At 72.9% G+C, this 25,681-nt stretch carries 24 protein-coding genes and 1 riboswitch; of the genes, 11 read left to right on the top strand and 13 right to left on the bottom strand.

Annotated features, from left to right (window positions below; genetic code table 11):
• Positions 1-76: 76 nt before the first annotated feature.
• Positions 77-1,048 carry a peptidoglycan-binding protein gene (locus ACIB24_RS10955; RefSeq protein ID WP_398279543.1) on the top strand — a complete coding sequence of 324 codons (972 nt, stop codon included), beginning with the start codon at positions 77-79 and terminating at the stop codon, positions 1,046-1,048.
• 6 nt (positions 1,049-1,054) lie between these two features.
• Here ACIB24_RS10955 and ACIB24_RS10950 read toward each other — a convergent pair whose 3' ends face one another.
• Genes ACIB24_RS10950 through ACIB24_RS10940 form a run of 3 tightly spaced genes read right to left on the bottom strand, consistent with a single transcriptional unit; the run spans position 1,055 to position 4,342 of the window.
• Positions 1,055-2,689, bottom strand: a complete 1,635-nt coding sequence (locus ACIB24_RS10950) for an ABC-F family ATP-binding cassette domain-containing protein (protein ID WP_398279540.1) — start codon at positions 2,687-2,689, stop codon at positions 1,055-1,057.
• An 11-nt stretch (positions 2,690-2,700) separates the two neighbouring features.
• On the bottom strand, positions 2,701-3,096 hold the full coding sequence (locus ACIB24_RS10945) for a YccF domain-containing protein (protein WP_398280400.1): 396 nt from the start codon (positions 3,094-3,096) through the stop codon (positions 2,701-2,703).
• Between the two features lie 22 nt (positions 3,097-3,118).
• Positions 3,119-4,342, bottom strand: a complete 1,224-nt coding sequence (locus ACIB24_RS10940) for a pyrophosphate--fructose-6-phosphate 1-phosphotransferase (protein WP_398279537.1) — start codon at positions 4,340-4,342, stop codon at positions 3,119-3,121.
• 89 nt (positions 4,343-4,431) lie between these two features.
• Between ACIB24_RS10940 and mgrA the strand changes: the two genes are divergently transcribed.
• Complete coding sequence (gene mgrA, locus ACIB24_RS10935; RefSeq protein ID WP_398279534.1) at positions 4,432-5,472, top strand: L-glyceraldehyde 3-phosphate reductase; 1,041 nt, start codon at positions 4,432-4,434, stop codon at positions 5,470-5,472.
• On the opposite strand, the gene ACIB24_RS10930 is transcribed toward mgrA, so the two are convergent.
• The 4 genes from ACIB24_RS10930 to ACIB24_RS10915 form a co-directional block, all read right to left on the bottom strand.
• Positions 5,441-6,103, bottom strand: a complete 663-nt coding sequence (locus ACIB24_RS10930; RefSeq protein ID WP_398279531.1) for a hemopexin repeat-containing protein — start codon at positions 6,101-6,103, stop codon at positions 5,441-5,443. The genes mgrA and ACIB24_RS10930 overlap by 32 nt on opposite strands.
• An 89-nt stretch (positions 6,104-6,192) precedes the next feature.
• Entirely contained in the window at positions 6,193-6,672 is a 480-nt protein-coding gene (locus tag ACIB24_RS10925; protein ID WP_398279528.1) for a hypothetical protein, read from the bottom strand.
• Between the two features lie 4 nt (positions 6,673-6,676).
• Positions 6,677-7,249: an RNA polymerase sigma factor gene (locus ACIB24_RS10920; RefSeq protein ID WP_398279525.1), complete on the bottom strand. Its 573-nt coding sequence runs from the start codon at positions 7,247-7,249 to the stop codon at positions 6,677-6,679.
• Positions 7,250-7,264: 15 nt separating this feature from the next.
• On the bottom strand, positions 7,265-8,575 hold the full coding sequence (locus ACIB24_RS10915; RefSeq protein WP_398279522.1) for a S8 family peptidase: 1,311 nt from the start codon (positions 8,573-8,575) through the stop codon (positions 7,265-7,267).
• Positions 8,576-8,697: 122 nt separating this feature from the next.
• Here ACIB24_RS10915 and ACIB24_RS10910 point away from each other — a divergent pair, with 122 nt between their 5' ends.
• Positions 8,698-11,328, top strand: coding sequence for a CHAT domain-containing tetratricopeptide repeat protein (locus tag ACIB24_RS10910; protein ID WP_398279519.1), 2,631 nt, complete (start codon positions 8,698-8,700; stop codon positions 11,326-11,328).
• 146 nt (positions 11,329-11,474) lie between these two features.
• On the opposite strand, the gene ACIB24_RS10905 is transcribed toward ACIB24_RS10910, so the two are convergent.
• The 5 genes from ACIB24_RS10905 to ACIB24_RS10885 form a co-directional block, all read right to left on the bottom strand.
• On the bottom strand, positions 11,475-11,987 hold the full coding sequence (locus ACIB24_RS10905) for a Pycsar system effector family protein (RefSeq protein WP_398279516.1): 513 nt from the start codon (positions 11,985-11,987) through the stop codon (positions 11,475-11,477).
• Positions 11,988-12,029: 42 nt separating this feature from the next.
• Positions 12,030-12,680 (bottom strand): GOLPH3/VPS74 family protein, encoded by a 651-nt coding sequence (locus ACIB24_RS10900; protein WP_398279513.1) that lies wholly within the window; start codon positions 12,678-12,680, stop codon positions 12,030-12,032.
• Positions 12,670-12,891, bottom strand: coding sequence for a hypothetical protein (locus tag ACIB24_RS10895; RefSeq protein ID WP_398279510.1), 222 nt, complete (start codon positions 12,889-12,891; stop codon positions 12,670-12,672). The genes ACIB24_RS10900 and ACIB24_RS10895 overlap by 11 nt, the downstream gene beginning before the upstream one ends.
• Positions 12,892-12,906: 15 nt before the next feature.
• Positions 12,907-13,824 (bottom strand): SPFH domain-containing protein, encoded by a 918-nt coding sequence (locus ACIB24_RS10890; protein ID WP_398279507.1) that lies wholly within the window; start codon positions 13,822-13,824, stop codon positions 12,907-12,909.
• An 83-nt stretch (positions 13,825-13,907) separates the two neighbouring features.
• The gene (locus ACIB24_RS10885; protein WP_398279504.1) at positions 13,908-14,936 is read right to left on the bottom strand and encodes an alpha/beta fold hydrolase; all 1,029 of its coding nucleotides are present in this window, start codon (positions 14,934-14,936) and stop codon (positions 13,908-13,910) included.
• Positions 14,937-15,205: 269 nt separating this feature from the next.
• Here ACIB24_RS10885 and ACIB24_RS10880 point away from each other — a divergent pair, with 269 nt between their 5' ends.
• The 5 genes from ACIB24_RS10880 to metX all read left to right on the top strand — a co-directional run bounded on the left by ACIB24_RS10880 (position 15,206) and on the right by metX (position 22,014).
• Positions 15,206-16,915, top strand: a complete 1,710-nt coding sequence (locus tag ACIB24_RS10880) for a diguanylate cyclase (RefSeq protein ID WP_398279501.1) — start codon at positions 15,206-15,208, stop codon at positions 16,913-16,915.
• 63 nt (positions 16,916-16,978) lie between these two features.
• Positions 16,979-17,890, top strand: a complete 912-nt coding sequence (locus ACIB24_RS10875; protein ID WP_398279498.1) for a matrixin family metalloprotease — start codon at positions 16,979-16,981, stop codon at positions 17,888-17,890.
• A 104-nt stretch (positions 17,891-17,994) separates the two neighbouring features.
• Positions 17,995-19,200 carry a DUF4192 domain-containing protein gene (locus ACIB24_RS10870; protein WP_398279495.1) on the top strand — a complete coding sequence of 402 codons (1,206 nt, stop codon included), beginning with the start codon at positions 17,995-17,997 and terminating at the stop codon, positions 19,198-19,200.
• A gap of 73 nt (positions 19,201-19,273) precedes the next feature.
• A riboswitch (SAM riboswitch) is annotated at positions 19,274-19,398 on the top strand.
• An 80-nt stretch (positions 19,399-19,478) separates the two neighbouring features.
• Positions 19,479-20,795, top strand: a complete 1,317-nt coding sequence (locus ACIB24_RS10865; protein WP_398279492.1) for a bifunctional o-acetylhomoserine/o-acetylserine sulfhydrylase — start codon at positions 19,479-19,481, stop codon at positions 20,793-20,795.
• 37 nt (positions 20,796-20,832) lie between these two features.
• Positions 20,833-22,014, top strand: coding sequence for a homoserine O-acetyltransferase MetX (gene metX, locus ACIB24_RS10860; RefSeq protein ID WP_398279489.1), 1,182 nt, complete (start codon positions 20,833-20,835; stop codon positions 22,012-22,014).
• 75 nt (positions 22,015-22,089) lie between these two features.
• On the opposite strand, the gene ACIB24_RS10855 is transcribed toward metX, so the two are convergent.
• Complete coding sequence (locus ACIB24_RS10855) at positions 22,090-22,575, bottom strand: NUDIX domain-containing protein (protein ID WP_398279486.1); 486 nt, start codon at positions 22,573-22,575, stop codon at positions 22,090-22,092.
• An 80-nt stretch (positions 22,576-22,655) separates the two neighbouring features.
• Between ACIB24_RS10855 and ACIB24_RS10850 the strand changes: the two genes are divergently transcribed.
• The 3 genes from ACIB24_RS10850 to ACIB24_RS10840 all read left to right on the top strand — a co-directional run bounded on the left by ACIB24_RS10850 (position 22,656) and on the right by ACIB24_RS10840 (position 25,675).
• Positions 22,656-23,108, top strand: coding sequence for a universal stress protein (locus ACIB24_RS10850; RefSeq protein ID WP_398279483.1), 453 nt, complete (start codon positions 22,656-22,658; stop codon positions 23,106-23,108).
• A gap of 19 nt (positions 23,109-23,127) precedes the next feature.
• Positions 23,128-23,703, top strand: coding sequence for an HhH-GPD-type base excision DNA repair protein (locus tag ACIB24_RS10845; protein ID WP_398279480.1), 576 nt, complete (start codon positions 23,128-23,130; stop codon positions 23,701-23,703).
• A gap of 322 nt (positions 23,704-24,025) precedes the next feature.
• The gene (locus ACIB24_RS10840; protein ID WP_449619055.1) at positions 24,026-25,675 is read left to right on the top strand and encodes an RNA polymerase sigma factor; all 1,650 of its coding nucleotides are present in this window, start codon (positions 24,026-24,028) and stop codon (positions 25,673-25,675) included.
• Positions 25,676-25,681: the final 6 nt, after the last annotated feature.

The raw sequence follows: 25,681 nt of genomic DNA, 5'->3' as shown, positions 1-25,681 counted from the left end.
CGCCTCTGGCCAGGTGAACAGCCACGGACGATCCGTGCCGAAGCCGCGGGCCGTGGCGTCACCCCTGGGAGGGACCATGGCACCCACGAAGACCGCCGCCCAGAAGGCGGCGGAGGAGAAGAAGGCCGAGGAGCGGGCCGCCCGGAAGAAGGCTCTCGAGGCCGTGGCGACCGGGAACGCCGACGTCTCGGTGAAGGCCCTGGACACCAAGGCCCGGGACACGCTGGCCCGCGCCGTCCAGGCCCGGCTCATCGCGCTCGGCTGCCTCGACCCCAAGGTCGACGGCGAGTTCGGGCCCAACAGCCAGCGGGCGCTGATGGCCTTCGCCAGGCACCAGCACCTGCCCTACGACGGGGCGCTCACGCCGAAGATCGCGCACGCGCTGCTCGAGGAGACCCCCGACTCGTTCCTCCCGCTGACGCTGGGCAAGGACCTGGCCAGCCGGATCGTGAAGTACATGCTCGCCCAGAAGCAGTTCGTGGCCCGGCTCGACGGGTACCTGACGATCGTCTACCTGGAGGGCTCGACCAAGGCCGGTGTCCCGGCCCGGAACGTCTTCGACCAGTGGAACGACCGGCGAATGCTCCTGCGGATCGCGCCCGGCGGGAAGCCGGAGATCGTCCTCAACATCCTGGCCACGACCGAACCGGGCCGGCTGCAGAAGGAACGCGCGGACGGGACCGCGCACATCGCCCTCGGGCAGCAGAAGGGCTGGGTCGTCGGCACCCACACGGGGGCGAGCGGCAACAACCCGCACGAGGCGCTGATCCAGCGGGGCCGCCTGGCGATCGTGCGGGACAAGAACCACTCCGGGCACCGGGACAAGGGTGACACCGCCCTGACCGGCAGCGGGATGGGCATCAACCAGCACTCGGCGTTCCGGGACCCGTCGCACGTCGGGGAGTGGTCGGCCGGCTGCCTCGTCGCCCAGGACCACGAGGGGCACAAGAAGTTCATGCGGCTGGTCAAGAAGGACCCACGCTACAAGGCGACCCACGACTACCGGTTCATGACCGCAGTGATTGCGGCCAAATCGCTTCCGAAGTAAGGGAACTCAGAGTTCGCGAACGTGCCCGTCGTCCACCTCGAGGCGGCGGGTCACGCGCACGGCCTCCAGCATCCGGCGATCGTGCGAGACCAGCAGCAGCGTGCCCGGGAACGACTCCAGCGCCTGCTCCAGCTGTTCGATCGCCGGGAGGTCGAGGTGGTTGGTCGGTTCGTCGAGCACGAGCAGGTTCACCCCGCGGGCCTGCAGCAGGGCGAGGCCGGCGCGGGTGCGCTCGCCGGGGGACAGGCCGGACGACGGGCGTTTGACGTGTTCGGCGCCGAGACCGAACTTGGCCAGCAGGGTGCGCACGTCGGCGTCCGGCCAGTCCGGCAGCTCGGCGCCGAACGCCTCGACCAGGGTCGCGTCACCGTCGAAACGCGCTCGGGCCTGGTCGATCTCGCCGACCAGCACGCCCGGCCCGAGCGAGGCCGAACCGTCGTCGGGGGCCAGCCGGCCCAGCATCAGCGCCAGCAGCGTCGACTTGCCGGCCCCGTTGGCGCCGGTGATGGCCACCCGGTCGGCCCAGTCGACCTGCAGGTTGACCGGCCCGAGCGTGAAGCCGTCGCGCCGCACGACGGCGCCGTTCAGCGTCGAGACCACCGCCCCGGAGCGCTGCGCCACCGCGATCTCCAGCTGCAGCTTCCACTCCTTGCGCGGCTCCTCGACCTCCTCCAGCCGTTCGATCCGCCGGTCGGTCTGGCGGGCCTTGGCCGCCTGCTTCTCGCTGGTCTCGCCGCGGAAGTGCTTGACGTGCTTGTCGGGGTCGGTGGCCTTGCGACGGGCGTTGCGCACGCCCTTCTCCATCCAGGCCCGCTGCGTCCGGGCGCGTTCCTCCAGGCCGGCCCTCGTGTCCGCGTACTCCTCGTAGGCCTCGCGGGCGTGCTGCCGGGCCCGCTCGCGCTCCTCCAGGTACGACGTGTAGCCGCCGCCGTAGACGCCGACCTGCTGCTGCGCGAGGTCGAGCTCGACCACGCGGTTCACGGTGCGGGCCAGGAACTCCCGGTCGTGGCTGACCAGTACCGTGCCCACCCGCAGGCCGGTGACGAACTCCTCCAGGAGGGCCAGCCCGGCCAGGTCGAGGTCGTTGGTCGGCTCGTCCAGGAGGTACAGGTCGTAGCGCGACAGCAGCAGGGCGGCCAGCCCCGCCCGGGCGGCCTGGCCGCCCGACAGGGAGGTCATCAGCGCCTCGGGGGCGGGGACGTCGAGCCGGGAGCGGACGTCGTCCGCCCGCTCCTCGAGGTCGGCGCCGCCGAGCGCCAACCAGCGTTCGAGCGCGGCCGAGTAGGTGTCGTCCGACCCGGGCGCGCCCGCGGCGAGGGCCTCGGCGGCGGCGTCCATCGCCTCGGTCGCGGCCGTGACACCCGTTCGGCGGCCGAGGAACTCGGCGACCGTCTCGCCCGGACGGCGGTCCGGCTCCTGGGCCAGGAAGCCCACGGCCGCGTCGGTGGGGGAGAGCTGGACGACGCCGGTCTCCGGTGTCTCGAGACCGCCCAGCAGGCGCAGCAGCGTCGACTTCCCGGCGCCGTTCGCGCCGACCAGCCCGACGACGTCCCCGGGCGCCACCGACAGGTCGAGGCTCGAGAACAGCACGCGCGCACCGTGACCGGCGCCGAGATCCTTCGCGACCAGCGTCGCGGACATGTGGAGCTCCTTCAGTCCGTGACCCGGCGGTCCCGGTCGGAGGCGACGATCTCCTTGCCGAGCGGGAACAGCGCCACCGCAGCCAGTTTGAGATTGGCCCAGCCGAACGGGATGCCGATGATCGTGAGACACAGGGCCACGCCGGCCAGCACGTGGGCGATCGCGATCCACAGGCCCGCCAGCAGGAACCAGAGCACGTTGCCGATCGTCGACGGCGCCCCGGCCCCCGGCCGGTCGGCCAGCTCGCGCCCGAACGGCCAGAGCACGAAGTTGGCCAGCCGGAACGACGCGATGCCGAACGGGATGGTGACGACCAGGACGCACATCAGCAGCCCGGCCAGCGCGTAGCCGACGGCCAGCCAGAACCCGCTGACCACCAGCCAGACCAGGTTCAGGACGAGCCGGATCATGCGCCTCCTCAGGCCGGTACTAGTGCTGGACGGTGACCTTCGCGCCCTTGGGCTGCCCGATGGCCCCCAGCAGATCATCGAACCAGGGCTGGTCCGTGTCGAATGCTTTTCCGCCCTTGATCCGGGGGAACTCGATGGCCCGCAGCAGGTTGCCGCGTTCCTCGTCGTGCCCGACGACGCCGCTCTCGCCGCGCAGCGCCGCGTCGACGGCGTAGTCGGTGCACGACTTGATCAGCCGCAGGTCGTCGGTGTTGGCCGGCGCCGAGCGGGAGAAGTAGCCGCTCTTCCAGACCATCGTCTTCTCGGCCTCGACCAGCTCGGAGAACTGCGACGCGAACCACTGGCCGGGGTTGACCTTGTCGAGCTTCACGTGGCCGAACGCGTCGCGCTCCGGCTCCTCGCCACGGGCGATCATCTCGTTCACGATCGTCTCGACGCCCGCGCCCTCGGAGAGGAAGACGTTCACGCACCGGTTGGCGTCCATGATCGCCTTCAGCCGCTCCGCCTCGGCCTTGATGTCGAACTCCAGCTCGGGCACGTAGACCGCGTGCACGTCCCACTGCTCCTGCTCGTGGCCGAACCCGATGTACTCCTGCGCGGTGACCCACTCGCGGTACTTCGCGGCCGTGGCGGCGGTCAGCCACCCGCAGTTGCGGCCCATCACCTCGTGGATGATCAGCATCCGGATGTTCGAGGAGTGCTCGGCGATGATGTTCTGCGCGAACCGGGCGCCCTGCTCGGCGGCGGTCCAGGCGCCGAGGCTCTGCCGGATCGGGATCACGTCGTTGTCGATCGTCTTCGGCAGGCCGACGACGGTCAGCTCGTAGCCGTTCTCGTGCAGGTACGCGGCCAGGTCGGCGGCCGTCGTGTTCGTGTCGTCGCCGCCGATGGTGTGCAGGACGTCGATGCCGTCGGCCGAGAGCCGGTTGGCGGCGACCGCCAGTGGGTCCTCACCCTCCTGCACCAGCCCGCGCTTCACGCAGTCGGCGACGTTGGTGAGCTTCACCCGGCTGTTGCCGATCGGGCTGCCGCCGAACCGGTGCAGCACGTGGGCGCGCTCCCGGATGTGCGGGGTGACCTCGAAGTAGTCCCCGCTGAGCAGGCCGGCGTAGCCGTTGCGGTAACCGATGATCTCGATCTCGGGGGCGAGCTCCGTGTACCGCTCGATCAGACCGCCGACGGCGGAGGAGAGGCAGGGAGCGAGGCCACCCGCGGTGAGGAGGGCGACACGGCGGACAGTCATGCGCGTAAGCCTAGTGGGGGTGGGTGGGCGCGCAGGGCTCGGCAGGTCCGGACAGGTCCGAGTCGTCCGGGGGTGGCAGGGTGAGCGGCATGGACACGCTGCAGACGTTCGTCGCCGACGCCGACCGTTACGACGGGCGCATGCCCTACCGCCGCACGGGGCGCAGCGGCCTGCTGCTGCCCGCGATCTCCCTGGGGCTGTGGCACAACTTCGGCGACGACAAGCCGATCGAGACGCAGCGGGCGATCCTGCGCCGGGCCTTCGACCTGGGGGTCACGCACTTCGACCTGGCCAACAACTACGGCCCGCCCTATGGCAGCGCCGAGCAGAACTTCGGCTCGATCTTCGCGCAGGACTTCCGCCCCTACCGTGACGAGCTGGTCCTCTCGACGAAGGCCGGTTACGACATGTGGCCCGGCCCGTACGGCCAGTGGGGGTCGCGGAAGTACCTGCTGGCCAGCCTCGACCAGTCGCTGAAGCGGATGGGCGTCGACTACGTGGACGTCTTCTACAGCCACCGGTTCGACCCGGACACACCGCTGGAGGAGACGATGGGTGCGCTGGACGCCGCCGTGCGCTCCGGCCGCGCCCTGTACGCCGGCATCTCCTCGTACTCGCCCGAACGCACGCGCGAGGCGGCGGCCATCCTCAGCGAGATGGGCACGCCGCTGCTCATCCACCAGCCCAGCTACTCGATGCTGAACCGCTGGATCGAGGAGGGCCTGCTGAGCGCCCTCGACGAGTTGGGCGTCGGCTGCATCGCGTTCTCGCCGCTGGCCCAGGGCATGCTCACCGACCGCTACCTGGGCGGCATCCCCGAGGGGTCCCGGGCCGCGCAGGGCAAGTCGCTCGACCCGTCGCTGCTCACCGACGAGGCGATCGGGCACATCCGCAAGCTCAACGAGCTGGCCGGCAGCCGCGGTCAGACGCTGGCGCAGCTGGCGCTGTCCTGGGCGATGCGCGACGAGCGGGTCACCTCGGTGCTGATCGGCGCCTCGAGCGTGGCGCAGCTGGAGGACAGCCTGGCCGCCGTGCGCGGGCCCGAGTTCACGGACGACGAGCTGGCCGAGATCGACCGCGACGCCGTCGACGCCGGCATCAACCTGTGGGCTGCATCGAGCGAGCACTGAGCGCGCCGGCGGAACCGTTGAGCGAGAGCGGGGTGTTGCACCAGGCGGCGTCGAACGGTCCGGACAGTCCGTGCCAGTCGGCGGCGATCGGCCGGGGCGACCCGAGCTGCGTGCCGGTCCGGGTGTCCAGCCGCACGTACTCCGTACCCCGGAACAGGTAGGCGAAGCCGTAGCCGGGGTTCACCGCGGCGTCCACCCCGGAGCCCAGCCAGGTGTCCGACACGCCCGTGAACAGGCTCGAGACCGGTTGTGGGCGACCTGCCCGGCGCAGCACCGGGTCGTAGCGAACGCAGTACCGCCCGGTGAAGAGGTAGGCGCTGCCGTCGTCCCACGGCGTCGCGGCGTCCAGCCTCGCGACCCCGAGCCCGGGGAAGTCCGCGCGGATCGGGACCGGGCCGTCGTCGTCCGCCCGGTGCGTGTCGCACGGGATGCGCACGCACTCACCGCCTCGGAACACGTACAGGTAATAGGTGCCCAGGTCGAGCGCCGCGTCCATCCCGGCCGCGAAGGCCGGCGGCAACCCGGCCCACACGTCGTCCAGCTGCCAGCGCACGTCGACCGCGACGTCGTCGTCGAGGTCGTACGGCAGCACGGTGCTGCCCTTCACGAAGTAGACCCGGTCGACGCCCATCACCCTGCTCCTGCTCCACCCCGTGATGTCCGCTGAATGCCGTTCACGGGGAAGGAGGCCAGCACCCCGGCCCCTGATACACGGGACGTTCAGCCGATCCAGGGTGTGACGACGCCACCGCAGCGCAGCCGGAACCGACCGGACGCGAACGGGAACGGGGCGACCGCGAAGTAGCCGACGTCGTCCACGGGCACCGGCAGCGGTTCGGCCCCGACCGCCTCGGCGACCACCTCGACGGGCAGCTCGCCGCGCTCAGAGCTGAGCTGGCCGCGCAGCGCCGGCGGGTGCACGTCGAGGTCGACGTCGATCAGCAGGTCGCGGGCGCGGAACGTCAGGGTTCGGGGGCCCTCGTCGGCCCCGGAGGTCGACCGGACCAGCGCCCCGGCCGCCTCCTCCACGAGCTCGGCCAGCTCTGCGTCAAGTGTGCGAAACGTGAACAGGTCACGCCCCGAGCGTGCGAAACCAGGCGGCACGTCGGTGGTTTCGGCCAGAGCCGCAGCCAGCTCGGCCAGCAGTGCGGCATCGTCGGAGTAGTCGGAGTAGTCGGAGTAGTCGGGCCCCTCGCTCATGACGTCACCCCCTCCCGCCGTCGACGGTCAGCAGCGCCGCCAGTTCGGGCGTGCGGCGCAGCGAGTCGAGGCACCGGGCCCGGGTGGGCCCGATGCTGCCGACGGGCATGCCGAGCTCGACACCGATCTGCTCGTAGCCGGGGGCCGGGTCGCGCATCAGCAGGGCCAGCAGCGCCCGGCACCGGTCGCCGAGGGCCGCGAACGCCGCCCGCAGGGCGTCGAACCGCTCGGCCCGCAGCAGCCCGGCGTCCACGGCCGGGGCCCGGTTCTCCGGGACGACGTCCTCCACCAGTTCCTGCTCCTGCCGGTTCCCGCTCACGCGCGTCACGCGCAGGCACTCGCGGCTCGTCGTGGTCGCCAGCCAGCCGGGCAGGGCCGCCGGTTCCCGCAGTCGCGGAAGGTGTTCCAGCAGCTTCAGCCAGACGGCCTGCGCGACGTCGTCGGCGTCGGTGGCGGAGAGCCGGTAGCGGCGGCAGACCGACCACAGCAGCGGCGCGAACCGGTCGACGAGCGCCCCCCAGGCCGCCTCGTCGCCGTCGTGTGCGCGCCGCACCAGGTCGGCCACGTTCCCGCTCACCGTCGTCTCCTCCATCTACGGGGTCGCCACGCCGGGCGTGTACTTGCGGATCTCGCCCGTGGCCGTGCTCCGCAGCACCTCCAGCGCGGCGTGCGCCGACAGGCCGGTCTCGCTCATCAGGCGGGCGATCTCGCCGGTCACGGCGGCGGCGGCGAACGACGTCCCGGTCCACTTCGCGAACCCGTCGAACTCCACCGCGGCGGCCAGCAGCGCCGACCTGGTCTCGGCCTTCGCCTCCTCCTCGGTGAGCGGCACGTCGTCCGCTCGGAACAGCGGCTGCGGCAGCACGGGCCCGATCAGGAAGGGGCCGGTCACGTCGTCGCCGGGGGCCACCAGGTCGAGCCAGTCGCCGTCCACGGACGTGACGAGCGGCTGGTCATCTGCCGGGCTGTTCGAGGGGATCGCGGCAGAGCCGACGGCCGTCACGTCCTCGAAGGCGGCCGGGTAGGGCTTCTTGGGAGCCATCGACTCGTCGACGTCGTCCCGGACGTTCCCACCGGCCGCGACCAGCACGATGCCCGCCGCGTGCAACCGCTGGACCGCTCGGGCCAGGGGCAGCGGGGGCGTGCTCGTCCAGGTGGCGAAGGACATGTTCACGACCTCGACGTCGTCGTCGACGAAGCGCACGAGCCGGCGGGCGACGTCCCAGACGCTGTTCTGCGGCACCGAGTGGTACAGGGCGCGGGGTTCGAGCACGGTGCGCACCACGACCTGCGCATCGGGCGCGCGCTTGAGGATCAGACCCGTGACGAACGTGGCGTGCCCCGGCAACCAGGTCGCGTGCGGACCGGAACTCAGCTGGACGTCGCCGCTCACCCGGCCGTCCAGCGCCGGGTGGTCGAGGGGGCGGGCGTCCGCCACGCCGATCCGCGGCCCGGTGGGCTGTCCCGGGGCCAGCCACGGGCCGGTGACCGGCGTCTGCTCCGGGAAGGGCGTGGACCCCTTGACGTGCGGCAGGCCGGTGACGAGTTCCCCGCCGACGGGCTCCGCGGTCAGCCCCTTCACGTGCGGTTCGGAGTCGACGTCCGCCCCGCCGAAGCCGACCATCGGGGCCGGGACCGTCAGGCGCGCGCCCCAGCGGCGCAGCGCGGTCACGGCCAGCTGCGCCCCGTCGACCGGGCCGTCGGGGAACGCGGCGGCGGCTTCGGCGACCAGCTCGGCGTCGGCCTGCAGCCCCTCCTGTGCCTCGCTCAGGTCGAGGACCAGGCGGGTGAGCCCCAGGTAGGGGTCCGTCTCGCTGTACCGCAGCTTCGCCTGCGGGATCGCTTCGCCGAGGTTGGCGAGGACCAACCGCTCGTCCGCGGAGTCGATGAGCAGGTCGTCCATGGCGTGCCACCCGTTCCCACGGCGTCCGGCCGCGGCTCGTGGCGCCCGCCTTCCGGGGCGCCCTCACAGTCACAGAGTCGTTGGTCGTGCCGGTGATACTTGCGCCATTCTGGTCGGCAGACATGATCTCGACAACGATCGACACCTCGGTCACGGCCGACCTGGCCGCGGCCCACGACGTGCTGCACACCGCCGAGGCCGACCCGGCCCGGGCGGTGGCTCCTGCCACGCAGCTGGCCCGGGCGGCGGTGGCGGCCGGTGAGTACGCCGTCGCCTCGATCGCCACCCGGGCGCTCGGCGTCGCCGCGCTGCACCTGCAGAACACCGACGAGGCGGTGCGGCACCTGCGGGTCGCCGCCGGGCACGGCCGCCGCGCCGGCTCGCCCGAGCTGGAGGCCGAGGCCCGGTTGCGGCTGGCCGCGGTGCTCAGCACCCGGGGCCGGGCGGCGGCCGCGTTGCGCGAGACCGACGCCGCGCTGGGCGGTCTCGAAGGAGTCCAGAAGGCCCGCGCCTACGCGCAGAAGGGTGCGGTGCTGGTCCAGCTGGTCCGGTTGGACGCGGCGGTCGAGAACCTCGAGCTGGCCGTCTCCGGGCTGCGCCTGGCCGGTGACCTGATGTGGCTGAAGCGGGCGCTGGCCAACCGCGGTATCGCCAGCGCGCGCCGGTTGCGGTTCGACGACGCGCTGGCCGACTTCACCGAGGCGCTGCAGATCAACCGCGACCTGGGGCTCGAGCTGCCCGCGGCCTTCCTGGAGCAGAACCTCGGCTGGGCGCACGGCCTGCGCGGGCACGTGCCGCTGGCGCTGGAGCACCTCGACCGGGCCGAGGCCACGATGCGCCGGCTCGGCGCCCAGCTGGGTTTCCTGCTGGAGGACCGGGCCGGGTTGCTGCTGTCGGTCGGGCTGCTCGGCGAGGCCCGGGCGGTCGCGGGGGAGGCCGTGGCCGCGCTGCGCCGCGAACGGCAGTTCGTGGCCGTGCCCGACGTCCGGCTGCTGCTGGCCCGGCTGGCCCTGTTCGAGGGCGATCCGGTCGACGCCCGCACCCAGGCCCGGCGCGCGCTGGCCGAGCTGCGGCGCCTGGGTCGCACCGAGACCGCTTCCCTGGCGCGCTTTCTCGCGCTGGCCGCCGACCATCTCGATCCGTCGTCCGGGCCGGTCTCGGTGGCCCGGGTGCGGGCCGTCGCCGCCGAGCTGGACGACGCGGGGTGGCGGGCCGACGCCACCGCCGCACGGTTGCTGGCCGCCGAGCTGGCCACCCGCAGAGGCCGTTCCCCGGAGGCGGATCTCAGCGCCGCGGCCGCCGCGCGTGGTGCCGGGCCGGCCGCCACCCGGGCCCTCGGCTGGCAGGCGGAGGCGCAGCTGCGGGCCTGGCAGGGACGCCGGTCCGCCGCCTTCGCGGCCCTGACCGCCGGGCTACGCCTGCTCGACGAGGGGCGGGCCGGGCTGGGCGCCGACGACCTGCGCGCCCACAGCGGGCGACAGCGGCTGGCGCTCGCCGACACCGGGCTCCGGCTGGCGGTCGAGAGCGGCCGGGCCGAGACGATCCTGACCTGGGCCGAGCACGGCCGGGCCAGCCACCTGCTGCTGCCCGCCCTGCTGCCGCCCGAGGACCCCGAGTTCGGGGCCGAGTTGGCCGACCTGCGGGCGGCGGCCGGGGAGGTGGCGCAGGCGCGAGCCGGTGGCGGTGACGTCGAGGCGGCCATGCGGCACCAGGTGGCCGTCGAGCGCCGCATCCGGGACCGGGCCCGCCGGCGCCCCGGCGTCCTCGGCCCGGTCTCGAAACCCGTCGCGCTGCAGGACCTCACGGATCGGCTGGGCCACGCGAGCCTGGTCGAGTACGTCGAGCTCGACGGGCGGCTGTACGCCCTCGTCGTGGTCGCGGGGCAGCCCGGCTGGCGCGACCTCGGCCCGCTGGCCCCGGTGCGTGACCTCGTCGAACGGTTGCCGTTCGCGCTGTCCCGCCTGGCCCGGGGGAGTGGATCGCCGGAGTCGGCCCGTGCCCTGCTCACGCACACCGCCCGCGCTCTCGACGCCGCGCTCGTCGCGCCGCTGGGGCTCGGGGACCGGCCGCTGGTCGTCGTCCCGACCGGTCCGTTGCAGTCGCTGCCCTGGTCGGTGCTGCCGTCGATGCGTGGTCGCGCGGTGACCGTGGCGCCGTCGGCGACCGCCTGGCACGCGGCGGTCTCCGCGTCGCCGCGGTCGTCGGGTGGGCGGGTCGTGGTGATCTCCGGGCCGGGTCTGCCCGGCGCCCGGGACGAGGCGGCGGCCGTGGCGGCCCTGCACGGGACGACGGCCACCGCGCCCGGCGTCGAGGCCGCGCTGGGTGCGCTGGCCGGGGCCGACGTCGCCCACCTGGCCACGCACGGGGTCGTGCACCGGGCCAACCCGCTGTTCTCGTCGCTGGTGCTGGCCGACGGGCCGTTGACCGGTTACGACCTGGAGCGGCTACGGCCGATGCCGCGGTTAGTGGTCCTGGCCGGCTGCGACACCGGCCGCCTCGCCGTCCGCGCCGGGGACGAACTGCTCGGGCTGGTGGCGACGCTGCTGGCCCGGGGGGCCCGCCAGGTGGTGGCCTCCGTGGTCCCGGTACCCGACGCCGAGACGGCGCCGCTGATGCGGGCCTTCCACGCCGAACTGGTCGCGGGAGTCTCTGCGGCACAGGCTCTTTCGCGAGCGCAGTCCGCACTGCAGGACGACGGGCACCCGGCCGCCGCCGTGGCCGCCGCGGCTGGTTTCGTCTGCATCGGCGCCTAACCCCTCCCGTTGATCATGCACAAACGCAGCATCCGAGCCGTGATCATGCGCGAATGCATCATGCGTTTGCGCATGATCAGCGACGGGTTCATGCGTTTGTGCATGATCAACGAGAGGGGAGGGTGGGGCGGTCAGCCGGCGGCGGACTAGAAGGCGGCGCAGATCCCGGCCAGCACGGCGGAGCCGGCGGCCAGGCCCAGGAGGCGCATCGACCAGTTGACCTGGCGGTAACGACGGCGCAGCAACCGGGACAGGGCGTGCACCTGCCGGGCGTCGCGCTCGGCGACGTCCTGCTCGGACATGTCGGCGACGACGTCGAGCAGCTGGGTCGGCTTCTCGTAGGCCGCGAAGTCGTTGAAGTAGTCGTGCGCACCGGCGTGCGACGGGGCCAGTCGTGGGGCCACGGCCCGGGCGAGGGTGGCCAGCGCGGCGACCACGAGGACGCCGGCCAACGCCGAGAAGCCGCGCACGCCCCAGTTGCCGTGCTCGATCGCCGGCGGGTTCGTCGACGCGAGGCCGACCAGCAGGCCGGCACCGGTGATCATGGACCCGAGCAGGCGGTTGGCCTTGACCTCGGCCTTCTCGGTCTCGTTGCGGATCTCGTCGAGCAGCCGGACGACGTACGCGGCCTGGGCGTCGGGATCTAGGGCGTCGGACACGGCGTGATTAGACCAGACCAAAAAGTCGACAATCGACCCAGGTCAGCCGGCGGCCGACGCCTGTTCGTCCCGGACGACCTCGCGCAGGGCCTTGGCCGCCGGCCCCGACCGGGCCGCGAACTCGGCGATCCGGTGCCGGTGGGCACGGCGCTCCTTGCCGGTGAACACCGTGTTCCACTCCGCGGCCGCCACCAGGGCGACCAGGGCCGCGTCGGCCGCCTCGACGTCCGCCACCGGCACCCGGTGGTCGAGCACCGCGGCCCGGCACCGGGCGACCAGCTCGTGCACGGTGTGCGTGTCGCGCACCGTGATCCGCGGCCTCGGGACCACCCACAGGAGCGTGCGCTCCTCGACGCGCAGCACCCGCCGGGTGGCGAGCCGGTCGCGCACGGCGCGTTCCGCCGTCCGGTGCCCCCGGCGCACCCAGTACTTCCAGCGGTGCGGCCGGCCCTCCCGGATCTGGCGGATGACGTCGGCCTCCAGGCCGGCGTACCCCCGCGCCGCCCGGGCCGCGGGGACGAGCGCGACCCGGCGCCCGTCGTCCGTCAGCACCCCGGCCAACCAGAGGTCGACCAGGACCGCCGCGTTGACCACGGTGCCGCGCCGGGCGCGCCCGGTCATCCGCTGCTTCACCGGGTCGTAGGCCAGCAGGTAGACGCAGTCGCCCAGGCGGGCGGGGGCCTCACCGTTCATCGGTCGCCTCCTCGGGTTCCACTCTGGCCGGACGGCCGCGCCCGCGCATCCCTGCCGCGTTCGACGGCATCCGGCCGGCCTCGGACAGGGCGCGCCTCAGCATGAACTCGATCTGGGCGTTGGTGCTGCGCAGCTCGGCCGCGGCCCACCGCGCGATCGCGTCGTGGACCGCGGGGTCGAGCCGCAGCAGTACCTGCTTGCGTTCGGGCATCGGTCTCGGAACCCGTTACTGGTAGAGCGATCCCGTGTTGACCACGGGCTGGGCGTCGCGGTCGCCGCAGAGCACGACGAGGAGGTTGCTGACCATCGTGGCCTTGCGCTCCTCGTCGAGGTCGACGACATCGTGCTCGGCGAGCTGCTGCAGCGCCGTCTCGACCATGCCGACCGCACCCTCGACGATCCGCTGGCGGGCGGCGACCACGGCCCCGGCCTGCTGGCGGCGGAGCATGGCCTGGGCGATCTCGGGGGCGTAGGCGAGGCGGGTCAGGCGGGACTCGACGATCCGGACGCCGGCTGCCGCGACCCGCTGCGAGATCTCCGCGCTGAGGGTCTCGGTGATCTCCTCCGCGTTGTCGCGCAGGGTCATGCCCTCGGCGGCGTCGTAGGGGTAGCTGTTGGCGATGTGCCGGACCGCCGTCTCGGTCTGGATGGCCACGAACTCGACGAAGTCGTCGACCTCGAACTTGGCCCGCGCGGTGTCCTGCACCTGCCAGACGACGACCGCGGCGATCTCGATCGGGTTGCCGTCCGCGTCGTTCACCTTCGCGACGCCGGTCTCGTGGTTGCGGATCCGGGTGGAGACCTTGGCCCGCGTGGTGAGCGGGTTGACCCAGCGCAGGCCGTCGGTGCGGATGGTCCCGCGGTACTTCCCGAGCAGCTGGACGACGCGGGCCTGGCCCGGGGCGACCGGGGTGAGACCGAGGAAGGCGACCAGGCCGGCCACGTAGACGACGACGTTCACGACGATCGCCAGCGTCAGCAGCCAGGGGCCGAGATCGCCGTTCGAGCCGGCCACCGCGATGACGGTGGTGGCGAGGGCGGCCACCACCAGGGTGGCGAGGGCGGCGGTGAGCATGCCCCAGCCGGATCGGTCGTGGGCCTCGCGCTCAGTGACGTGCGGGGCGGGCATGTCGACGGTCGTCATCGGATCCTCCTGTGGTTCGGCTAGCAAAGTGATATCACTTTTTCGAACGGGAGGCCAGAGCTGGACGGAGCCGGAGCGGGAGGTCAGGTGGCGCTACGGGTGGCGGCGTCGATGGTCTCCTCCGTCAGGGCGGCCCGCGCGTCGCTGTACTCGTCGGGGCGGCCCCGGCGCAGCAGGTCGCGCCAGTGCTCCATGTCGTGGTCGCTCGGGTCGGTCTCGGCCAGGAACTCGGCCAGCAGGGTGGCGAAGACGGCCGGCTCGGTGTGGTGCGGGAAATGTCCGGCGCCCTCGATGATCTCCAGCCGGCTGCCGGGCATCGCCGCGTGCGCGACGTGCGCGTGCCGGACCGGGATGATCGGGTCGCGGTCACCCCAGACCAGCAGCACCGGCATGCTGCGGGCCAGATAGGCGCGGTCGAGCATCGTCACCATCTGCCCGCGCCAGTCGACCACCGCGCGCAGGGTGCGCACGATCGCCGTCCGGGACGTCGCGTCGGGCATGGCCTCGAAGACCCGCAGGAGGTCGGCCGCGTCGATCCCGATGTCCGTGCCCAGCCGGCGCAGCAGCGCACCGCCCAGCCGGCCCACGAGCTGCGAGCCGGGCAGCCGCAGGAGGAGCAGCCCGGCGTCCGCGTTCGGCATCGAGACCAGCCGCAGCGCCGGGTGCACCTCGCGGCCGACCCCGCCCGTGCTGACCAGGACGAGCCGCTCGCACAACGACGGGTACTGGTAGGCGAACTGCATCGCCACCCCGCCGCCCAGCGAGTGCCCGACCACGGTCACCCGCTCGTGCCCCAGGACGCCGATCAGGTCCCGCAGGCCGTTGGCGAAGGCGGCCACCGAGTAGTCGGCCCGGGGCTTGTCCGAGTGGCCGTGCCCCAACAGGTCGGGGGCGATCACCGTGTGGTCGCGGGCCAGCACCGGGATGAGGTCCCGCCACGTGTCGCTGTTGTCGCCGATGCCGTGCACCAGGAGCAGGACCGGGGCGTCCGGGTCGCCCGAGCCGGCGCGCACGAACGCCCGCCGGTAGCCGTGCACCGTGCGGTACTCCCGCTGCGGCAGCACGTCGTCGCCGACGGGCGCCAGGGCGGCGGGACGGGAACGACTGGGCACGGGCGACCTCTGCACGGGGCGTCAGGGATTTCTCGTGCATTGTCATCGGCCGGGGCACCCTCACGCCATACCCCCGGGTAACTGGAGTTCTGTGTCACGCGGGACGGAAGTGGGTAAGGATCTGGCGACCAATCATGGCCAATCATGGGCAATCGTCGCCGTCGGTGACGGTTGTCTCAGTTGATCGGGTTGTGCAGTGATCGTGGCTGAGTGGGACCATTTCGATACGGGGCGTGTTTGGCGATGCGTCCCAGTCGGGGGTGATGAGCGTGGGCGAGAGCGACTCTCCTGATGAGCACTCGCTGCGCTCGTTGGGTACCGACGAGCACTCGCTGCGCTCGCTGGGCGCCGACCAGCACTCGCTGCGCTCGCTGGGCGCGGTGCCCGTCGCCGTCGGCGACGACCGCCTCGACGGCGCCCCCGTCGTGCGCAACCTCGGGGCCGACTGGGTGGTCCGCGCCCAGGACGGCGACGCCGCGGCCGTGCTGCGCGAGGTCGAGGCTCTGCTGTCGCTCGACCCGAACCCCCGCGACCGCGCCCAGGCCATGTACGCGCGGGCCCTGTGCCTGATCGCCTTCGACGATCTGCCGGGGGCGATCCGGGCGTGCCGGGCCCTCGTCGGCCACTGCCGCACCGCGGGTCTCGACGCCGCGGGCCTGCGCGGCCGGGCCGTGCTCGTCGACCTGCTGCGCCGCGCCGGCCGCCTCGAGGAGGCCATCGGACAGCTGGCCCGGGCGATGGCCATGGAGTCGACGCTGACCGACCTCTCGCAGCCGGACGTGCAGGCCGCGCTGGGCGCGCTGGCCGTGGCCCTGCGGCACTGCGGGGTGGGCGAGGAGGCCGACCGGCTGGAACGGCGGCTGGCCTCCGTCGAGCCGGAACTCAGCCTGCCGCAACGCAGTTCGCGCCTCAGTAACCTCGCCTTCGAGCACGCCGGCCAGGCCATGGAGGTCTCCCGCCGTCCGCCGTACGCGATCGACCGGCTGCTGCTGCGCCAGGCGCTGGTGGAGATCGACCGCGCGCGCGAGCTGGCCGCGCACGGCGGCTACCAGGTCGTCACGGTCGAGTCCGAGGTGCTGCACGCCTTCGCCGAGGCGGCCACCGGTGACGCCGAGTCCGGCCTGCGCCGGTTACGCGGGCTGGCCGACGTCCTCGACCTCGGCCCCGAGGCCACCTCCGCCCAGGTCTTCTGGGTGGCGGGCGTCGTCCGGGCCCTGTGCCGGCTCGGCCGGGCCGCCGAGGCCCTGCGGGAGGGACGGGACGCCGCCGCGCGGGTGGGTGCCTCGGCGCGGGCCGCGTGGGGGCTGTCGGGGGAGCGGCTGATGCTCAGCTACGAGCTGATGCGGGCGGAGAACCCCGACGCCGAACGCCCCGGGTCGGCCACCGCCGACTACCTGGGCCTGGGCGAGCAGCGCACCGACACCGACATCACCCTGCTCGGCGCCCTGTTCCGGGCCCGGGTGGCCCTGCTGCGCAACGCCGACGAACGGCGGATCCTGGCCCGGGAGGCGGCCAGCGACGCGCTCACGGGGCTGGTCAACCGGCGCGGCGCGATCGGCGCGGTGGCCGACGCCGCGGCCCGGCCCTCGCCCGACGCGATCGCCCTGCTGCTCATCGACCTCGACGGGTTCAAGGAGGTCAACGACTCCAGCGGGCACCTGGTCGGGGACGGCGTGCTGCGGGAGGTGGCCGGGGAGCTGCGCACGGCGGCCCGGCAGGACGACATCGTGGCCCGGTGGGGCGGCGACGAGTTCGTTGTCATCGCCGTGCTCGACCAGGAGCGGGCCGTGGCGCTGGCCGACCGGCTGCGCGAGCGGGTCCGGGCCTGCGCCGAGCGCATCGGCGCCCCGGGCATCACGGCCAGCATCGGCGTGGTGGTCCGGAACGGGCCGATCGTCACCGACCAGTGGCTGCGCACCGCCGACGAGGCGATGTACCGGGCCAAGCGGGCCGGCGGGGACGCCACCGTCTGCGGCTGACGCGTTGCTCCGAACGGGGTAACCCGGCTGTAGCCGCGGGGGAGAGCGGTCGACGGGGCTCCTGTGAGCCTGGACCCCGGCCCTGGAGTCGACGCTGCCCAGTCGCAGGTGTCGGTCGGCTCCGGGGACGTCGTCCGGCTGCTCCCGCAGCCCCGGCACGTGGCCGTCAACACGCCCTCCCGGCGTCCCGTGCTGCTGGTCGCCCTGCTCGTCGCGGCCGTCCTGGCCGGGCTGCTGTGCGGGGTGGCCGCAGGCCGCGGCCACGGCCCGTGGGCCGGCACGCTGGCCGGTCGCTGGGCCCGCCCGGCGCTGCCCGCCGACGCCGCCCGCGCACCGCTCGCCGTGCCCCTGGCCGCGCCCTCGGGAAGCGGCGGGTACCGGTTCCTCGAGCTCGAGGACGACGGGTCCGGCACCCCGGTGCGCTGGGACCCGTGCCGCCCCATCCACTACGTCATCCGCCCGGACGGCGCCCCGCCCGGCGGTCTCGCGGCCGTGCGGTCCGCGATCGCCCGCCTCGAGCAGGTCACGGGCCTGCGCTTCACCTCCGACGGCACCACCGACGAGGCTCCCCGCACCGGCCGCCCGTCCATGGACCGGGCCCGGTACGGCGACCGCTGGTCGCCCGTCCTGATCGCCTTCACCGACCCGACCGAGTTCCCCTCGATGGCCGGGTTCGCCGGCCTCGGCGGCCCGGAGTCGATCGGCGGGAACGACCCGGGTGAGCGGCGCTACGTCACCGGCGTGGTGCTGCTCAACCGCGAGAACCTGGCCCAGATCGCCACCTGGGACGACGGTTCGGCGCGGGTCGAGGCCGTGGTCCGGCACGAGTTCGGGCACCTCGCCGGGCTCGACCACGAGAACGACGACGACTCGCTGATGAACCCCCGGCCCGACGGCACGCCCGCCGACTACGCGCCGGGTGACCTACGCGGCCTGGCCAAGCTGTCCGGTGGGCCCTGCTTCCGCGACTACTGAGCCGTGCTCGTCCTGTAATTCACAGGCCCTGAAACGGCTGGTTGTGCACAGGTTCTCGGGTGCACGCCCGCGTCGCGGGTCGATCCGGGCCAGGCTTGCTCGGCATGACGTCGAGTGCGATGCAACCCGGGCCGGGGCCCGATGAGGACTTCGAGTACGACGTGGTGCTGTCCGGTTCCGGGCCGGCCGATGCGGTGGCCGCGGTCTGGTACCGGCTGGGCTACAAGCCCGCCGAGAGTCTCGTGATGGTGGCCGTGCACGAGCCGAAGGGGCGGTTGGGGCTGACCCTGCGCGGCGACGTCCCGCCGGACCTGCCCGGCCGCCGTGAGCTGATCCGCCAGCTGTACCAGCCGATCCGGGCCGCCGGAGCGGTCCGGGTGCTGGTGATGCTCTTCCAGGCCGACCTGTTCGACGCCCGGCCCGGTCGGGCGCCGGGGTCGCGGCCGTCGGTGCGGGTCGCTCAGCTGCGAGACGAGGTACGTCGATTGGGCGGGTCCGTCATGGACGTGATCGGCGTCGGGCGGGACTCGTACCGTTCGCTCGACTGCCGGGACCGGACGTGTTGTCCCGCGGCGGGTTTCCCGATCGCCGAGATCGAGACCAGCCGGGCGGCAGCCACGTTCACGGTGGCCGGCCGGGCCCTGGTCTCCTCGATGGAGGGGCTGCTGGACGACGTCCAGCCCGAGCCGTTCGCGGGTGCGCCTGCGGAGGACCCGGGGCCGTGGACCGTCGCCGATCGCCTCGGGTGGTGGGAACGGTGGGCGGCCGCCTTCGACGCGGACCAGCTGGGCGACGGGGAGGTCGCGGCGCTCGGGCCCACGCTGGACGATCCGTGGCTGCGCGACGCGGTGGTGCTGGCCGGGCTCGGCGGGGACCGCGACGTCGTCCGCGCCGGTCTGCACCTTTCGGAGGACGGCTGGGACGGCTTCCTCACGTCCGGCGGCGGGCCCGAGTACGACCGGGTGCTGGCGCTGGACCCGGAGACCGAGCACCGGGCGGCGCTGCTGGAACGCAGCCGCGTCGTCCTGGCCGCCGTGGCCCGGCGGTCGGCGCCGGGCGCGCGGGGCGGGGCGCTCGCCGTCCTGGCCCTGCACGCCTGGTACCAGGGCGACACGACCCGGGCGCGGCTCCTGGTCGAACGGGCCCTGGCCGACCGGCCCGGGCAGTCGCTGGCCCGCCTCGTCGGCCAGCTGCTGCTGACCGGTACGGCCCCCGGGTGGCTGCCGCCGGCGTGGGTCACCCGGCCGGGTGTGACCCCGGCGACATCCAGGGCCCGCTCGGGCCCGAACACCCAGGAGAAACACGGGTGAAATATCGACCTGTCTGGTGCACAATGGAAGGCACGGTTCCGCAGGGGCGCGGGGTTGGTTATCCTGTGCCCACGGTCATGAGTGCCAGCGACAAGCCCCGGCTAGCTGGCCGGCAACCCTCCTTCCGCGGTGGGGTGCCCCGGGTGATGACCTGGTCGCCGTCCCGGGCGCATCCCAGGGCGGCGGCAAGCGCGGTCGACTCCCCGTCGACGCGTCGGCTGCGGGCCCTGCCCGCGCGGGCACGCCTGGCGTGCCCCTGACCTGGAGGAGAGACACCCATGTCCGACGGCTGGTCCTTCGAAACCCGGCAGATCCACGCCGGTCAGACGGCAGACGGCACCACCGGGGCCCGCGCCCTGCCGATCTACCAGACCACCTCGTTCGTCTTCGAGAGCACCGACCAGGCCGCGGCCCGGTTCGGGCTGGCGGAGCTCGGCAACATCTACACCCGCCTCAACAACCCGACCACCGACGTGGTCGAGCAGCGCATCGCCAGCCTCGAGGGCGGCGTCGGCGCGCTGCTGGTGGCCAGCGGCCAGGCGGCCGAGACCCTGGCCATCCTCAACCTGGCCCAGGCCGGCGACCACATCGTCTCCAGCCCCAGCCTCTACGGCGGCACGTACAACCTGTTCCACTACTCGCTGCCGAAGCTGGGCATCGAGGTCTCGTTCGTGGAGAACCCCGACGACCTCGAGTCGTGGAAGGCGGCCGTCCGGCCGAACACCAAGGCCTTCTTCGCCGAGACCATTTCCAACCCGAAGCAGGACGTGCTCGACATCGAGGGCGTCGCCGGGGTGGCGCACGAGGCCGGCGTCCCGCTGATCGTCGACAACACCGTCGCCACGCCCTACCTGATCCGCCCGATCGAGCACGGCGCCGACATCGTCGTGCATTCGGCCACGAAGTACCTGGGCGGTCACGGTGCGGCCATCGCCGGCGTGATCGTCGACGCGGGCAAGTTCGACTTCGGCGCCGACCAGGCCAAGTACCCGGGCTTCAACGAGCCCGACCCCAGCTACCACGGCCTGGTCTACGCCGAGACGCTCGGCGCGAACGGCATCTTCGGCGTCAACCTGTCCTTCATCCTCAAGGCGCGGGTGCAGCTGATCCGCGACCTGGGCCCGGCGGTCTCGCCGTTCAACGCCTTCCTCATCGCGCAGGGCCTGGAGACGCTCAGCCTGCGGATCGAGCGGCACGTGGCGAACGCGAAGGCCGTCGCCGAGTGGCTGCAGGGTCGCGACGAGGTCGAGTCGGTCTCTTACGCGGGCCTGCCGTCCAGCCCCTGGTACGCCAACGCGCAGAAGTACGCGCCGAAGGGTGCGGGTGGCGTGCTGGCCTTCGAGATCAAGGGCGGGGTCGAGGCCGGCAAGCGGTTCGTCGACGCCCTCGAGCTGCACAGCCACGTGGCCAACATCGGTGACGTGCGCAGCCTGGTGATCCACCCGGCCAGCACCACGCACAGCCAGCTCACCCCCGAGGAGCAGGCCGCGACCGGCGTCACGCCCGGTCTGGTCCGCCTCTCGGTCGGCCTGGAGAACGTCACCGACATCATCGCCGACCTCGAGGCGGGCTTCCGGGCCGCCAAGGGCGACTGAGCGCGCTGTCCGAGCGAGAAGGCTGAGTACACCACGCATGTCAGCGGCTGAGGCGGAGACCCCGTCCCCGGGTGAGAACCCGGGGACGGGGTACCCCGTCGTGCTTCCACCGGCGTCCGGCGCCTGGTTCGAGGGTGACGAGGTCGGGCACCGGCAGTTCGTGGACGTCGGCGACATCGGCCTGGAGCGTGGCGGCCGGCTGGCGGGGGTCCGGATGGCGTACGAGACGTGGGGCGAGTTGTCCCCGGCCCGTGACAACGCCGTCCTGGTGCTGCACGCGCTGACCGGCGACAGCCACGTCGCCGGTGACGCCGGCCCCGGGCATCCCACCCCCGGCTGGTGGAGCGAGCTGATCGGGCCGGGCCGCGCCCTCGACACCGACCGCTGGTTCGTCGTGGCCCCCAACGTGCTCGGCGGCTGCCAGGGCACGACGGGCCCGGCCTCCACGGCCCCGGACGGCGTCCCGTACGGCAGCCGGTTCCCGTACCTGACGGTGCGGGACCAGGTCTCCGCCGAGGTGCGGCTGGCCGATGCGCTCGGTCTGGACCGGTGGGCGCTCGTCGTCGGCGGCTCGATGGGTGGCATGCGCGCCCTCGAATGGGCCGTCATGCAGCCCGACCGGGTCGAGCGACTGTTCCTGCTGGCCACCACGGCGGCCGCCTCCGGCGACCAGATCGCCTGGTGCTCACCGCAACTGGCGGCCATCAAGGCCGACCCGGCCTACCGGGGCGGCGACTACTACGGCGGTGCGCCCGGCACCGGGCCGCACCTGGGCCTGGGCGTCGCGCGCCGCATCGCGCACGTCACCTACCGCACCGAGCACGAGATCAACCTGCGCTTCGGGCGCCGCCCGCAGCCGGGGGAGGACCCGCTGGGCGGGCGCGGCCGGTTCGCCGTCGAGTCGTACCTCGACCACCACGCCGAGAAGCTGGTGCACCGGTTCGACGCGAACTCCTACCTCGTGCTCACCGAGGGCATGAGCAGCCACGACGTGGGGCGCGGCCGCGGGGGCGTCGCCGCGGCGCTGGCCCGGGTTACGGCGAGGACGGCGGTGGCCGCCATCGACTCCGACCGCCTCTACCCGCCCGACCAGAACGCCGAGATCGCCGCCGGCATCCGGCACTGCACCGGGATGCGGCTGATCTCCTCGCCGTACGGGCACGACGGGTTCCTCGTCGAGACCGAGCAGGTCGGCAAGGTCCTCGGCGAACTGCTCTGAGCGCTCATGCTCCCGCTAACCACCCCCTAGGCCGCGAAATAGCCTCTCGAACGGTGGCTTCCGGGAGTATGAGCGTCAGGGGGTCGTGATCCAGGACTGGACGGCGGGCCAGGTGGCCGCGAAGCCCGAGTGCAACGCGAGACCCGGGACGGCGTCCAGGTCGACCCAGGCCAGCGCCTCGCTCTCCTGGGTCGGCGGGCCGATCGTCAGGTCGTCGGGGGCGAAGGCGAGAACGTACGTGTAGGACCACTCGCCGTGGTCGGTGCCGACCAGCAGCGGGTTCTCGGGGAGTTTCAGGGCTGCGCCGTCCAGCCCGGCCTCCTCCTCCGCCTCGCGCACGGCGGCGGTCTCGATCGACTCGTGCGAGTCCCGGGCCCCGCCGGGTACACCCCAGGTACCGCCCTCGTGCGTCCAGGCGGCCCGCAACTGCAGCAGGATCTGGCGCGGCGCCGGTTCGTCGCGAGCCCCGCGCACCAGCACCAGACCGGCCGCGCCGTAGCGGCCCCAGTGCCGGTGCCCGAGGTGGCAGTGCACCCAGGCGTTCCCGTCACCGGCACTCATGCCGCCACGGTACTTGGCCACTCGCAGCCACCGTGACCGCGACCTGTTCCTGGGGTAGCTTCAGGGGCGGGAGGTGCTTCATGTCGGTTCTGGTCGGATTCGCGCCAACCCCCGAGGGCAGGGCCGCCATCGAACGGGCCGTCGCGGAGTGCGCCATGCGCTCGGCGGACCTCGTCGTGGTCGTCTCGCAGGCCCGCCCCAACCCTCTGGTCGCGGAGCCGGCCCCGGTCACCGCCGGCGACATCCTGAGCCTGCTCGCGGAGCTTGGTGCCGCCGACCTGCCCTGCACCGTCCAGCCCTCCGATCCGCAGATGGACTTCGCCGACCAGGTGCTCGAGGTCGCGGACGACCCCCAGGTCGAGCTCATCGTCATCGGCCTGAGGCGGCGCTCGGGCTCCGGGAAGCTGATCCTCGGCAGCTCGGCCCAGCGCATCCTGCTCGAGGCGTCCTGCCCGGTGCTCGCGGTCAAGGGCGTCCGGGTGAGCATTCCCGCCGACGAAGGTGTCCCGGCCGGCGCCCGCGAGGCGCTCTGAGACAGGGCAGGATGCCGCCATGGGTTTCCAGATCACCGGCCTGCCGGAGGCCGACGCCGTCCTCGACGAGTACCCGCTGGCCCTCGTCATCGGGATGCAGCTCGACCAGCAGTACGGCATCGAGCACGCCTTCCGCGGCGGCTGGAAGATCCTGACCCGGTTCGGGACGCTCGACACGGGCGCGATCGCGGCGGCCGACCCGGAGAGGTTCTCCGAGCTCTGCCGCACCCCGCCGGCCATCCACCGGTTCCCGGCCGCCAAGGCCACCGCCGTCCAGAAGCTCGCGACCCTCGTCGAGGACAGCTACGCCGGCGACCCGGCCCGGATCTGGACCGAGGCCACGACCGGTGACGACCTGCTGAAGCGGCTCAAGCAGCTACCGGCCTTCGGCCCGCAGACGTCGAAGATCTTCGTCGCGCTGATCGGCAAGCAGCTGGGGGTCCGGCCGGAGGGCTGGGAGGCGGCGGCGGGCGACTATGCGCTGCCCGGGTACCGCTCCGTGGCCGACGTCGTCGACGCCGAGTCGCTGACCAGGGTCCGCGACTACAAGAAGCAGAAGAAGGCCGCGGCCAAGGCGGCCGCGACCCCGGCGTAGCCGGCCCGGCCACGCGGACGTAGGGCGGGACATAGGGCACGTACAGGGCCCTCCGGTACGTGACAACCCTGGGGACGTGCCACAATGAATGGTTGACCGGCGTGTGACAGTGGATTGCGGACGACAATACGGGCATGTTTGAGCCGTGCCCGGCGTTGAGTCCTGCGTCTGGCTGCCCGCGCGCCGACTTTCATCTGCTCCAACAGCTGTGCTCGACGAAAGGTAGTCAGTGTCGTCGGTTCCGACCTCCCGTCCGCTTCCGCCCGAGTTCGGGCATCCCGCTCTGCAGGACCTGCTCCGGCTCGCGAAGACGCGGGGGAGCGTGGACGCGATCGTGCTCAGGGAGGCCTGCGAGCAGGCCGACGTCCCGATGAACCGCATGCGTGGCGTGCTGAGGGCGCTCGACGACCTCGGCGTCACCATCGAGGTGCCGCACGCGGCCACCGGTAAGGTCGCCGCTGCGGCGACCTCGCGGGTGACCACGACGACCGCCCGGGCCGGCGCGACCAAGCGTCCCGCCGTCCAGGCCGTACCCGATCCGACCGACGAGCCCGCCGACCAGAACGACGCTGAGGGGGACCTCGTGACCAGGTCCGCGACGAAGACCACCAAGGCCGCCGCGACGAAGACCACGGCCAAGACCACGGCCAAGAAGGCGCCGGCGAAGAAGGCCGCCGCCACCGCCGAGGCGGAGCCGGCCCAGAAGACCACCGCGAAGAAGACCGCCGCCAAGAAGACGGCCGCCAAGAAGACCTCCGACTCCGCGGCCGAGGCGTCGGACGCCGAGGCCACCGACGAGGACGCGGACGCCGAGCTCCAGGAGCCGGACGGCACCGAGATCGAGGGCGAAGAGGTCGAGATCGAGGACGTCGAGGTCGAGGAGGTCGCGGCGGAGGAGAGCGCCGAGGACGGCGACTCCGACGAGGAGGAGTCCGGCGACGCCGCGGCGAAGACCGAGGGGGCCCCGGTCGCTGCGGCCGAGAAGCCCAAGGAGGAGGAGGGTGCGTTCGTCCTGTCGGACGACGACGACGACGCCCCCGCCCAGCAGGTCGTCACGGCCGGCGCCACCGCCGACCCGATCAAGGACTACCTGAAGCAGATCGGCAAGGTCGCCCTCCTGAACGCCGAGCAGGAGGTCGAGCTCGCCAAGCGCATCGAGGCCGGCCTGTTCGCCGAGGAGAAGCTGAACTCCGGCGAGAAGCTGGAGCAGAAGCTGCGCCGTGAGCTGTTCTGGATCGCCGAGGACGGCCGCCGCGCCAAGAACCACCTGCTGGAGGCCAACCTCCGTCTGGTCGTCTCGCTGGCCAAGCGGTACACCGGCCGCGGCATGCAGTTCCTGGACCTGATCCAGGAGGGCAACCTCGGTCTGATCCGCGCGGTCGAGAAGTTCGACTACACCAAGGGTTACAAGTTCTCGACCTACGCGACCTGGTGGATCCGCCAGGCCATCACCCGCGCGATGGCCGACCAGGCCCGCACCATCCGCATCCCGGTGCACATGGTCGAGGTCATCAACAAGCTGGCCCGCGTGCAGCGGCAGATGCTGCAGGACCTGGGCCGCGAGCCCACTCCGGAAGAGCTCGCCAAGGAGCTCGACATGACCCCGGAGAAGGTCATCGAGGTGCAGAAGTACGGCCGCGAGCCGATCTCCCTGCACACCCCGCTCGGTGAGGACGGCGACAGCGAGTTCGGCGACCTGATCGAGGACTCGGAGGCCGTCGTCCCGGCCGACGCGGTCAGCTTCACGCTCCTGCAGGAGCAGCTGCACTCGGTGCTCGACACCCTGTCCGAGCGCGAGGCCGGCGTCGTCTCGATGCGGTTCGGCCTCACCGACGGCCAGCCGAAGACGCTCGACGAGATCGGCAAGGTCTACGGTGTGACGCGCGAGCGGATCCGCCAGATCGAGTCGAAGACGATGTCCAAGCTGCGCCACCCGAGCCGGTCCCAGGTCCTGCGCGACTACCTGGACTGAGTCCGG

The organism is Spongisporangium articulatum (assembly GCF_044465595.1).
Taxonomy (GTDB): domain Bacteria; phylum Actinomycetota; class Actinomycetes; order Actinomycetales; family Kineosporiaceae; genus Spongisporangium; species Spongisporangium articulatum.
This window is presented reverse-complemented; position numbering and strand designations above follow the sequence as displayed.